The sequence below is a fragment of the Streptomyces rhizosphaerihabitans genome (assembly GCF_025399795.1).
Lineage (GTDB): Bacteria > Actinomycetota > Actinomycetes > Streptomycetales > Streptomycetaceae > Streptomyces > Streptomyces rhizosphaerihabitans.
Genome location: NZ_JAODTZ010000071.1, coordinates 22,884 through 34,797, shown reverse-complemented (window position 1 = coordinate 34,797; position 11,914 = coordinate 22,884). Strand labels below are relative to the sequence as shown.

Genomic DNA, 11,914 nt, shown 5'->3' with positions numbered 1-11,914 from the left:
CGCCAGCGCGAGCCCGCCGATCCACGCCCCGCCCGCGTTGGCGAGGTTGAACGCGGCCTGGTTGGCGGAGGACGCGAGGGAGGGCGCTGCGGCGGCCTTCTCCATGACCATCAGCTGGAGGGGCGAGCCGGTGACGAAGGCGGCCGTGCCGAGCAGCACCACCGCCAGGGCCGCGCTCCACTCCGTACGCATCAGCACCGGGAAGGCTGCCAGCACGGCCACCAGCGAGGCCAGGCCGCCGAACAGGGTGCGGCGCATCGCGTGGTCCGCAAGCCGGCCGCCGAGCAGGTTGCCCACCGTCGCGCCGACCCCGAAGAGCGCCAGCAGCAGCGTGACGCTGGCCTCGGTGTATCCGGCGGCTTCCGTGAGCATCGGCGTGATGTAGCTGTACGCGGAGAACAGGGCCCCGAAGCCCGCGACCGTCGTGCCGAGGGCGAGCCAGACGGGCAGCGGGCGCAGCGCGGCGAGCTCGCCGCGCAGACCGCCGGCGGGGGTGTGCCCGGGGGTGTGCGGGATCAGCAGGACCAGCGAGGCGATGGCGGCCACGCCGATCACGCTCACCCCGAGGAACGTGGCCCGCCAGCCCAGGTGCTGCCCCACGAGGGTGGCGGCCGGGACACCGGCGATGTTCGCGACAGTGAGGCCGAGGAACATCAGCGACACGGAGCGGGCCTTGCGCTCGGGGGCGACCAGGCCGGTGGCGACGACGGCGCCGACGCCGAAGAAGGCGCCGTGCGGGAGACCGCTCAGGAAGCGGGCGGCGAGCAGCCAGTTCTGGTCGGGGGCGAGGGCGGAGAGAGCGTTGCCCGCGGCGAAGAGGCCCATCAGGGCGATGAGGACCTTGCGGCGGGACATCCTGGCGGTGGCCGCGGCGAGCAGCGGGGCGCCGATGACGACACCGAGCGCGTACGCGGAGACCAGGTGTCCCGCGGCCGGGATGGATATGTGCAGGTCGTCGGCGACGTCGGGCAGCAGGCCCATCATGGCGAACTCGGTGGTGCCGATGCCGAAGGCGCCCACGGCGAGGGCGAGCAGGGCCAGAGGCATGAGAGGCCTTTCGAAGGAGCGGGGACGAGCGGGGCTCCGTACGGACGCGGGCGGCATGCGGGAACACGCGCGGGCACGGACGCGCCCGCGCACGGCGATGTGCGCGGGCAGCGGATCACGGGTCGAACCAATGTTAAGTTCAGCCGGTGAACAAAGTCTGCCGGGCCCAGTATTCCAGGAGATGAAGAAGCGATTCCACGGGGTTAAGAAGCGGTTGCGTCCACCTTGACGCGGGCCGCGATCGGGAGGTGGTCGCTGCCGGTCGCGGGCAGGGTCCACGAGGTCACCGGCTCGATGCCCTTGACCATGATCTGGTCGATCCGGGCCATCGGGAACGACGCCGGCCAGCTGAACCCGAAGCCGTTGCCCACCGCGCCCTGCGTGGAACGCATCTGCGCGGTGACCGCGTTCAGCGCCCGGTCGTTCATCGTGCCGTTGAGGTCACCGAGCAGGACGACCTGCTTCAGGGGCTCGTCGGCGATCGCCTCGCCCAGCGCGTTCGCGCTCTTGTCGCGCTGCCGGGCGGTGAACCCGGCCTTCATCTTCACCCGCACCGAGGGCATATGGGCCACGTACACCGCGACCCGGCCGGCCGGCGCCGCCACGGTCGCCCGCATGGCCCGCGTCCAGCCCAGCTTGATGTCCACCGGCCGGACGGCACTGAGCGGGTACTTGCTCCACAGCCCGACGGTGCCCTGCACCGAGTGGTACTTGTACGTCGACGCGAGCGCCTTCTCGTAGACCGGCACCGCCGAGGCCGTCAGCTCCTCCAGCGCGAGCACGTCGGCGCCCGAGGCGGCCACGTCACGGGCCGTGCCGGACGGGTCCGGGTTGTCGGCGTTGACGTTGTGCGTGGCGACCGTCAGATCGCCACCGCCGCCGGTCTTGTCGGTGAGCAGTCCGCCGAAGAGGTTCAGCCAGACCACGCCGGTCAGCAGCACGGCGATCAGGGCACTGGCGGACTTCCGCACGAAGGCGAGGACCAGCAGGACCGGGATGAACACCCCGAGCCACGGCAGGAAGGTCTCCGTGAGGCTGCCGAGGTTGCCGATCCGGTTCGGGATCCGCCCGTGCGTCAGCATCACGAGGGCGAGCAGCAGCGCGAGGGCGGCGAGGATCAGCCCGCGCCGCCAGATGCCGCGGTCGCCGCGCCAGCCGTCGAGCAGGCGCCGGAGCCGGGACTCTCTGCGCTCCGGCTCCTGGCCGTCGCTGCCCGTCTCCGTCATATACGCCTGCGCCATACCGTCGCCTCACAAACTGCCGTGCGCACCGTCTGCCCCTCGACTATGACCCTAGGGGATGTCCGGTGTCGTTCTCGCCGTCCATGACGGCCGTACAGGCAAGGGGACGTTCAACTTGACGCCCGGAGTTCCGCATCCTGGCACGCGCTGCGCCCTCTGTGACGAAACGCGCACATTCGCCCCGTCAGAAGCAGGTCGGGTCACGGCCGGGCGGGGCGCAGGCCCTCCAGCAGCGTGTCGACGATCTGTTCGGCGAGGCCCTCGGGAAGTTCGGTGTCCGGGCGCATGACGGAGCGGACGAGCATCGGGCCGACGAACATGTCGTTGAGCAGTTCGATGTCGACGTCGTCGCGGAGTTCGCCGTTCTCCTGGCCGCGGCGCAGCACCTCGTAGCCCAGCTGGCGTCTGGGGGCGATGACCGTGGCGTCGTACGCGGCCCACAGTTTGGGGCTGCTCTTCATCTGCGCGTAGACGTTGTGCAGGATCGCCGACGAGCGGCTGACCAGGCCGCGCCGGCGCAGCGACTCCAGCAGGACGACGAGGTCCTCGCGCATGGAGACGCCGGGGAGTTCGGGGTCCGCGGGCTCGGCGCCGCGCAGCACGTCGACGAAGAGCTCTTCCTTGCCGCTCCAGCGGCGGTAGATCGTCGCCTTGCCGACGCCGGCGGTCCGCGCGAGGCGCTCGATGGAGATGTCCGCGAGCGGCACCCCGTCCTCCAGGAGCTTCATCACGCCCTCGACGATGGCGCGCTCCACCGCCTCGCTGCGGGGACGTCCACGGCCGGGGCACCCCTGCCTGTCTCGGCTGTCCGCGAGGCTCACGTCGAACTCCGTTCCCGTCGTTGACCAGGTGTCTGACCAGGTGTCTGACCAGGTGTCATTCTCCCCCGTGTACGACGACGGCGGGCACCCGGTCAGGGGTGCCCACGGTCGCGTACGCCGGTGTCAGTCCTTTCCGAGGTCGGCCGTCACCAACTCGGCCTCGTCCTTGCCCTCCTGCGGGGCCGCCGGACGGCCCGGCAGGAACAGCGCCACGACCACCGCGCCGATGACCGCGACACCCGCGCCGCACAGGGCGGTGACGTGCATGGCGTGCAGGAACGCGTCGTTCGCCGGGGTGACGAGGGCCTTGCCCTGCGGGCCGAGCTTGGCGGCGACGCCGAGGGTGGCCTCGATGGACTCGCCCGCGGTGTGCCGCAGCGGGGCCGGGACGAGACTGAGCTTGTCCTCGATGCCGTTGCGGTAGGCCGTGGAGAGCACGGAACCGAGGACCGCGATACCGAGGGCACCGCCGACCTGGCGGAAGGTGTTGCTCAGCGCGGACGCGGAACCGGCCTTCTCGCGCGGCAGCGCCTGCATGATGACGACGCTGGTCGGGGTCATGATGTGCGCCATGCCGGTGCCCATCAGGAAGAAGATGACCTCCAGGATCCAGATCGGCGTGTCGGCCTCCAGCGTGGCGAACGCGGCCAGCATCGCGGCGATGAGCACCAGGCCGGCCGTGCAGGTGGCGCGGTTGCCGAAGCGGTCCACGACCAGCCGGGCACGCGGGGCGAAGATGAGCTGGGCCACGGCCAGCGGCAGCATCAACAGGCCGGTCTGCAGCGGCGAGTAGCCCCGCACGCTCTGGGTGTAGAAGACCGAGAAGAAGGTCACGCCCATCAGCGCGAAGAAGACCAGCGCGATGGCCGACATCGCCGACGAGAAGACCTTGTTCTTGAAATACGTGACATCGATGGACGGGTGGTCACTGCGCTTCTCGAACCACACGAAGCCGATGAGGACGACGAGACCGGCGCCGATGGTCGCGAGGACCTGCGGGTCGGTGAAGTCGGCGAGCTGGCCGCCCTTGATGATGCCGTAGACGAGCAGGACGAGGCCGATGATCGAGAGGACCACGCCGACCGGGTCGAGGCGGCCCGGGTTCGGGTCGCGGGAGTCGGGGACCAGCCAGATCATCAGGCCGATCGCGAGGATCACGATGGGCACGTTGATCAGGAAGACCGAGCCCCACCAGAAGTGGTCGAGCAGGACGCCGCCGGTGATCGGACCGATCGCGATGGCGAGGCCGACGCCGCCGGCCCAGATGCCGATGGCCTTGGGCTGCTCGTCGCGCTCGAAGACGTTCATCAGGACGGCGAGCGTCGCGGGCATCACGAAGGCGGCGCCGAGGCCCATCAGCGCGCGGAACGCGATGAGCTGGACCGGCGAGCCGGACTCGGCGGCCAGCGCGGAACCCATGCCGAAGACGGCGAGACCGGCGAGCAGTACCTTCTTGCGGCCGAGCCGGTCACCGAGGAGGCCCGCGGTGAACAGGAGCCCGGCGAAGACGAGGGTGTAGGCGTTGATGGCCCACTCCAGCTCACCCTGGGTGGCACCGAGCCCGGTGGGCGCCGGGGTCGAGATCGTCTTGATCGCGACGTTCAGGATGGAGTTGTCGAGCACCACGATCAGCAGGCTCAGCATGAGCGCGCCGAGGATCGCCCAGCGGCGCCGGTGCACCGCCTCGGGTACCCGTCGTTCGAGCGGAGGAGCGGAAGTTGTCATGGCGACCACCCTAGAGGTAATTCGATACGACACCGTCTCGTATCGGAAAGACTTTACACAGAACTTACGAAGAGGACTGGGCCGCCCTGTGAGAGACCCAGGTCTTTGGCCGGAGACGAGCGGGCGGCGGGCACCGCCGGGCGGGCGGGGACTGCCGGCGGGCGGGCGTGGCCGGCAGGCCGGGGCGGGCGGGCGTGGTGTGAACGACATCGAGTCCGGTGGGCCCGGTCTAGCCGCGCGTAGCGCGAAGTGCCACCATGGAGGTGATCCGGGGACGCCGTCAGGGTGCCTCGAGATGACAGAAGGAGCCGTTGCGATGACGCAGCTCTCTGCTGCCCCGAAGCAGCCCGCGGAGGGTGCCCTCAAAGCCACCGACAGCAGCAAGGCGCTGTACGGAGGCAAGATCACCCGCCGTATCACGGTGCGCGACATCACCGCCGCCAAGGAGCGCGGCGAGAAGTGGCCCATGCTCACCGCCTACGACGCGATGACCGCGTCCGTCTTCGACGAGGCCGGCATCCCGGTCATGCTCGTCGGCGACTCGGCGGGCAACTGCCACCTGGGGTACGAGACGACCGTCCCCGTCACCATGGACGAGATGACCATGCTGTCCGCCGCGGTCGTACGGGGTACCAGTCGCGCCCTGATCGTCGGCGACCTGCCCTTCGGGTCCTACCAGGAGGGTCCGGTGCAGGCCCTGCGCTCGGCGACCCGCCTGGTCAAGGAGGCCGGGGTGGGCGCGGTGAAGCTGGAGGGCGGCGAGCGCTCGCACCGGCAGATCGAGCTGCTGGTGGAGTCCGGCATCCCGGTGATGGCGCACATCGGCCTCACCCCGCAGTCCGTGAACGCCATGGGTTATCGCGTCCAGGGCAGGGGCGAGGAGGCCGCGCAGCAACTGCTGCGGGACGCCAAGGCGGTCCAGGACGCGGGCGCCTTCGCCGTCGTCCTCGAACTGGTTCCGGCGGAGCTCGCCGCCGAGGTCACGCGCACCCTGCACATCCCGACCGTCGGCATCGGCGCGGGCCCCGAGACCGACGCCCAGGTCCTGGTGTGGACCGACATGCTCGGCCTGACCGGCGGCAAGATGCCGAAGTTCGTCAAGCAGTACGCCGACCTGCGGCGCGTCATGGGCGACGCGGCGAAGGCGTTCGCCGAGGACGTGGTCGGCGGGACGTTCCCGCTGGAGGAGCACTCCGTCCGCTAGGCGCCGCGTCCGCCGAGGCCCCCGGGACCTCGGCGCCATCGCGGCCACCAGGGCCTCGGCGCCATCGCGGCCCCTGAGCCACGACAACCCCCAAACCACTGCGGCACCAGAGACAACCCGCCGATCTTCCCCCGTCGGCGGGTTGTCGCCTTTCCGCGCCCTTTCCCCGTCCCTTCCGCATCCTTTCCGCGTCTTGTCGGCGTCTTGTCGGCGTCCTGTCGGCGTCCTGTCGGCCGACTGTCGGCGACCTATCGGTAGCGGTCGGGGCCTGTAGGCATCCTGTCGGTCGTTTGTCGGTGGCGGCTGGCACCTTGATGGACATGACGCGAATCGACAACACGCCCCGACAAGCTGCGACCGGCCGCAGTGCCGTCACCGTACGGGGGCTGGTCAAGCACTACGGCGAGACCAAGGCACTGGACGGTGTCGACCTGGAAGTGCGCGAGGGCACCGTCCTTGGAGTACTGGGCCCCAACGGCGCCGGCAAGACCACCCTCGTCCGCTGCCTGTCCACCCTCATCACCCCCGACGCCGGACAGGCCACGGTCGCCGGTTACGACGTGCTGAAGCAGCCCCGGCAGCTGCGCCGGGTGATAGGCCTCACCGGCCAGTACGCCTCGGTCGACGAGAAGCTCCCCGGCTGGGAGAACCTCTACATGATCGGGCGGCTGCTCGACCTGCCCCGCAAGGACGCCCGCCGACGGGCCGACGAGCTCCTGGAGCGCTTCTCCCTCACCGAGGCCGCCAAGCGCCCGGCGTCGACGTACTCCGGTGGTATGCGCCGCCGGCTCGACCTCGCCGCCTCGATGATCGGCAGCCCGACCGTGCTGTTCCTGGACGAGCCGACGACCGGCCTCGACCCGCGCACCCGCAACGAGGTGTGGCAGGAGGTCAAGCGCATGGTCGCCGACGGCGTCACCGTGCTGCTCACCACCCAGTACATGGAGGAGGCCGAGCAACTGGCCTCCGAGCTGACGGTCATCGACCGCGGCAAGGTCATCGCCAGCGGCCGGATCGACGAGCTGAAGGCACGCGTCGGCGGCCGGACGCTGCGGATCCGCCCGGTGGACCCGCTGCAACTGCGGCCGCTGGCCACCATGTTCGACGAGCTGGGGCTCACCGGCCTCGCCACCACGATCGTGGACAGCGAGACCGGCAGCGTGCTCGTCCCGATCCTCAGCGACGAGCAACTCACCGCCGTGGTCGGCGCGGTCACCGCGCGCGGCATCACGATCGCCTCCATCTCCACCGAACTGCCCAGTCTGGACGAGGTGTTCCTCTCCCTCACCGGCCACAAGGCCAGTGCCCCACAGGGCGCCACGCCCACCAACTCCCGCGAGGAGGTCGCCGTATGAGCGCCGCCACCGTCACCCCGCCCGACGTCGTCTCCGACGCGCCGATCCCGCTGCGCTCCCATCTGCGGCACACCGGCGCGCTGATCCGCCGCAACCTGCTGTGGATCCGCCAGGACCCGGAGTCGATGTTCGACGCCATCCTGTTCCCGGTCATCTTCACGCTGCTGTTCGTCTACGTCTTCGGCGGCTCCATCGGGCAGTCGCTCGGTGGCGGGCAGCAGGCGTACGTGCAGTACGTCGTGCCCGGCCTGATGGCCATGATGGGCATGAACATGGCCCAGGGAGTGGGCACCGGGTTCAACACCGACTTCAACTCCGGTGTCATGGACCGGTTCCGGTCCCTGCCGATCGGGCGCGGCTCGGTGCTGTTCGCCAAGATCGCGGTGGAAGTGATGCGGATGCTCATCGCGACCGCGGTCCTCATGGTCGTCGGCGTCCTGGTCGGCTTCGACATCACCAACTGGCCCGGCCTGTTCGCCTCCGTGGGCCTGTCGGCACTGTTCGGCTCAGCCCTGATGTGGGTGTTCCTCACCCTCGGCGTGATCATGAAGAGCGCGCAGTCCGTGCAGGCGATGGGCTTCCTGGTGCTGATGCCGCTCCAGTTCGGATCGTCGATCTTCGCGCCGACCAAGTCGATGCCGGGCTGGCTGCAGAACTTCACCGCGTACAACCCGCTCTCCGCCCTGGCGGACGCCGCGCGCGGGTTGATGGTGGGCGGCCCGGTCGCGCACGGCCTGTGGGTGACGCTGGGCTGGTCGTTCGCCCTGACCGTGGTGATGGCACCCGTCGCCATTCACAAGTTCCGTACCAAGAGCTGACGTTCGGCCCGGGTCCCACGCACCGGGACCATCGGGCGCCGGTTCGCGTCCGCGCCTCAGATGAGGGCGGCGGCCTCCTCCTCGGAGAGGCCGCCGCCCTCCGCGTGTGCGGCCTCGTACGCCGCGTCGCCGAGCAGGGCCCGCGCACTCGTCTCGGCCTGCTCGCGCACCTCCACCTCCATGGGACCGGCGAAGTGGCCCGGCGGCAGCAGCGCGTCCGCGGCGCCCAGCAGCCGGGCCGCGTCCCGGGCTCGACGGCCGCCGTCCAGACCGGTGAGGGCGATGGCGGCCGTGGTCAGATGGGCGGAGGGCATGTGCGGCGCGATCATCCGCGACAGCCGGTCGGTGGACCGCTCCATCGCAAGTCGCGCCTTGTCCAGGGCGCTTTCGCTCCGCCCGTCGATCGCGTCCAGCCAGGCTTCGATGCCGAGCATGAACCCGTCGAAGACGACGAAGGAGCCGGCCCCGAAGTCCTGGCGGAGCAGCCGTATCTGCTCGCGCCCCTCGGCGACCCGGCCGCTGCGGCCGAGCCAGGTCGCGAGGAAGAGATGGGCCGCCGGCAGGGCCTCGTTGTGAGCACCGTGTCCGTTCGCCAGGACCTCGCGGATCATCCGCTCGCCCCGCTCGGGGTCCCCCAACTCGATGTACATGCCGCCGAGCCGGACGTTGAGCACCGCCCGCTGGGCGCGGGCACCCAGCCGCTCGGCGTACTTCCCCGCTTCCGCGTAGTCCGCGGCGGCGGCCTGGTAGTCGCCCTTGCGTTCATGGGCCTCGCCGCGTGCGGAGAGCGATTCGGCGGCGCCCCACGCGTCCCCGATGCGCACGAAGAGCTCAAGTGCCTCGTCGGCGTCCACGGTGGCGTCACCCGCCATGTCGGCCCGGTTGGCGAGGATGTTGGCGCGCATCTGGAGGGCGGTGGCCAGCTCCCAGTCGTAGCCGAGTTCGCGGCAGGTGCTGACCGTCTTGTTGATCACCTCGGTGAAGCGTTCCATCGTGCCGGTGAGCAGCACGGCGTAGAACCAGAGGTAGCCGGGGGTACGGCAGGTCTGCGGCATGCCGGGCTCGTAGGTGGCGCCGATGGTGCGGAGCTTCTCCTGGGCCTCCGGGGTCTGCCAGGTTCCCATGTCCATGTCCATATAGGCGAGATGGACCAGGTGGACACCGCGCCGGGCCTCTTCGAGGACCTCCTCGCACATCGGCGGCGGGAAGTCCGTGCAGCGCTCGTACAACGGGGCTGCCGGGCGCGCGGGCGGTACGAAGGGGTCGGGGCCGAGGGCCATCACCTCATGGGACCAGGTGCGTGCGTCGATGCGCTGGTCGCGGATCTGCCAGTACCAGTTCAGCGAGAGAACCATGCACAGCGCCTCCTGCTCGTCGCGTTCGGCGACCGCGTGCCGCAGGGCGGTGCGCAGGTTCTCGTACTCGCGCTCGATGAGGTCGATCGCGGCACGCTGTCCGGGGCCGCGCAGCAAGGGGTCGGTGGTGCGGGCGAGTTCGCGGTAGTACGTGAGATGGGCGCGCTCGGTGGCCTCGCGGGCTCCGGACTCGTCGAGGCGTTCGCCCGCGTACTCGGCGACGGTCTCCAGCAGCCGGTAGCGCATCTGCATGTCCGCTTCGCCCGATGGGGCCGCGACGACAAGGGACTTGTCGACGAGCGAGCCGAGGACGTCCAGCGAGGCCGGACCGCAGACGGCCTCGGCGGCGGCGAGGTCGCAGCCGCCCGCGAAGACGGACAGCCGTCGCAGGGCGTCCCGTTCGGCCTCGTCGAGCAGGTCCCAGGACCAGTCGACGACGGCTCGCAGGGTCTGCTGCCGTGGCAGTACGGTGCGGCTGCCCGAGGTCAGGAGCCGGAACCGGTCGTCGAGCCGGTCGGCTATCTGGCGCGGGGTGAGCATCCGCAGCCGGGCGGCGGCGAGTTCGATGGCGAGCGGCAGGCCGTCGAGGCGCCGGCAGATCTCCGCGGCCGCCGCGGGGTCGTCCTCGACACGGAAGCCGGGCCGGGCGGCGGCTCCCCGGTCGGCGAGCAGCCGCAGCGCGACGGGCTCCGGCAGCGGATCCACCGGGCGCAGCAACTCCCCGGGTACGCCGAGAGGTTCACGGCTGGTGGCGAGCACGGTCAGTCCCGGGCAGCGTTCCAGCAGCGCCTCGGCGAGACGCGCGGCGGCGTCGACGACATGCTCGCAGTTGTCGAGGACGATCAACATGCGGCGCTTGGCGCAGTGTTCGGCGAGCCGGGTGAGCGGGTCGTCGTGCCGGTCGGCCACGGCCCGCATCTCCTCGGCACCGGCTCCGCGCAGCACGGTCTCGCGGGCGCCGACGGCGGTCAGCACGGCCTCGGGCACGGCCTTCGGGTCGTCCACCGGGGCCAGTTCGGCCAGCCACACCCCGTCCCGCAGCGTGGGGGCCAGCGCCTCGGCCGCCTCCTGCGACAACCGCGTCTTGCCCGCCCCACCGGGCCCGAGCAACGTCACGAGCCGGGCCGCCGCGAGATCGCCCCGGATGGCATCGATGTCTTTCTCCCGCCCCACGAAGGACGTGAGCCGGGCACGGAGGTTGCCGGGCGGCGGTGACGCGGGGCGGGCACGGGAGCCGGACACCGGGCCCGGGGCGTGGGCGGCCTCACCCTCGGCGGGTGCGGCGGCGTCCGGGGAGAAGTGACGGGCGGCCGGGGCCGGCCGCCCGTCGCCCGTACGGCCGACGGCGGCGCCTGAGACGCCGGTGCCAGCGCTGATGTCGGCGCCCCTGCCCTCGGCCGGGGCTGCGGTGTGCGCGGCCGGGGTGAGGGCGCCTTCGGCGGAGGCGGACACGGAGGCGTGGGCGGAGCCGGGAGCCGGGGTCGGGGTCGGGGTTGGGGCTGAGTACGGGTCCGGGTCCGGGGCGGACGCTGGGCCCGTGGCCGGGCCGGTGTGCGTTCCGGACCCGGAACGCACACCGGGCCGGCCGCGGGCTCCGGACCGCTCCCGGGGTCCGGCCAGCAGTTCCGCGTGCAGGGAACGCAGTTCAGGACCCGGGTCCGAGCCCAGTCGGTCGGCGAGGAGGGCGCGTACGGATTCGTAGGCGGCGAGGGCCTCGGCGGGCCGGCCCGCATCGCGCAGCGCACGCAGCCGCAGGACGTGCAGCGGCTCGTCGAGCGGGTGCAGATCGCAGAGGGTGGTGAGCTCGGGCAGGGCCTGTTCGGCGTGGCCGAGGGCGAGGGCCGCGGCGAGGCGGGCGCGCCGGACGTCGAGACGGCGGGTCTCCCAGCGGGCCGACTCGGCGGCGCGGTCCGGAAGATCGGCGAGGGCAGGGCCGTGCCACAGGGCGAGCGCGTCGTCCAGGGCGGCGGCCGCCTTGGCGGGGTCGCCGTCGGCGAGGGCGCGGGTGCCCTCGCCCGCGAGCCGCTCGAAGCGGTGCAGGTCGACGTCGTCGGACGCCGCCGCCAGCCGGTAGCCGCCCTCGGCCGACTCCACCGCGCCCGCCCCGAGCGCCCTGCGCAGCCGGCCGACCAGCGCCTGCAGCGCGCCGGGCGCGTCCGCGGGCGGGTCGCCGTCCCACACCTCGTCGACCAGGACGGCCGCGGAAACGGTCCGTCCGGGCCGCAGCGCGAGGACGGTCAGCAGGGCACGCAGCCGCGCCCCGCCGACCGGGACGGGCGTGCCGTCGGGGCGGAGTGCCTGGGTGGTACCGAGAATGCGATAGCGCACGGGGTCCATTGTCTCCGGTG

At 71.6% G+C, this 11,914-nt stretch carries 8 protein-coding genes; 3 read left to right on the top strand and 5 right to left on the bottom strand.

Annotation, left to right across the window (positions count from 1 at the left end; genetic code table 11):
* The 4 genes from N4G66_RS40685 to N4G66_RS40670 form a co-directional block, all read right to left on the bottom strand.
* Positions 1-1,047, bottom strand: a 1,047-nt coding sequence (locus N4G66_RS40685; RefSeq protein WP_261709346.1) for an MFS transporter, incomplete at its 3' end; no start/stop codon positions are given.
* Positions 1,048-1,250: 203 nt separating this feature from the next.
* Complete coding sequence (locus tag N4G66_RS40680; protein ID WP_261709345.1) at positions 1,251-2,288, bottom strand: endonuclease/exonuclease/phosphatase family protein; 1,038 nt, start codon at positions 2,286-2,288, stop codon at positions 1,251-1,253.
* Positions 2,289-2,488: 200 nt separating this feature from the next.
* The gene (locus tag N4G66_RS40675) at positions 2,489-3,109 is read right to left on the bottom strand and encodes a TetR/AcrR family transcriptional regulator (RefSeq protein WP_261709344.1); all 621 of its coding nucleotides are present in this window, start codon (positions 3,107-3,109) and stop codon (positions 2,489-2,491) included.
* A gap of 123 nt (positions 3,110-3,232) precedes the next feature.
* On the bottom strand, positions 3,233-4,834 hold the full coding sequence (locus N4G66_RS40670) for an MFS transporter (protein WP_261709343.1): 1,602 nt from the start codon (positions 4,832-4,834) through the stop codon (positions 3,233-3,235).
* A 316-nt stretch (positions 4,835-5,150) separates the two neighbouring features.
* On the opposite strand from N4G66_RS40670, the gene panB reads away from it, so the two are divergent.
* From panB to N4G66_RS40655, 3 genes are all read left to right on the top strand, one after another.
* On the top strand, positions 5,151-6,038 hold the full coding sequence (gene panB / locus N4G66_RS40665; RefSeq protein WP_261709342.1) for a 3-methyl-2-oxobutanoate hydroxymethyltransferase: 888 nt from the start codon (positions 5,151-5,153) through the stop codon (positions 6,036-6,038).
* A gap of 320 nt (positions 6,039-6,358) precedes the next feature.
* Entirely contained in the window at positions 6,359-7,393 is a 1,035-nt protein-coding gene (locus tag N4G66_RS40660) for an ATP-binding cassette domain-containing protein (protein ID WP_261709341.1), read from the top strand.
* Positions 7,390-8,211, top strand: coding sequence for an ABC transporter permease (locus N4G66_RS40655; RefSeq protein WP_261709340.1), 822 nt, complete (start codon positions 7,390-7,392; stop codon positions 8,209-8,211). The genes N4G66_RS40660 and N4G66_RS40655 overlap by 4 nt, the downstream gene beginning before the upstream one ends.
* 56 nt (positions 8,212-8,267) lie before the next feature.
* Here N4G66_RS40655 and N4G66_RS40650 read toward each other — a convergent pair whose 3' ends face one another.
* Entirely contained in the window at positions 8,268-11,903 is a 3,636-nt protein-coding gene (locus tag N4G66_RS40650) for an AfsR/SARP family transcriptional regulator (RefSeq protein ID WP_261709339.1), read from the bottom strand.
* Positions 11,904-11,914 lie beyond the last annotated feature (11 nt).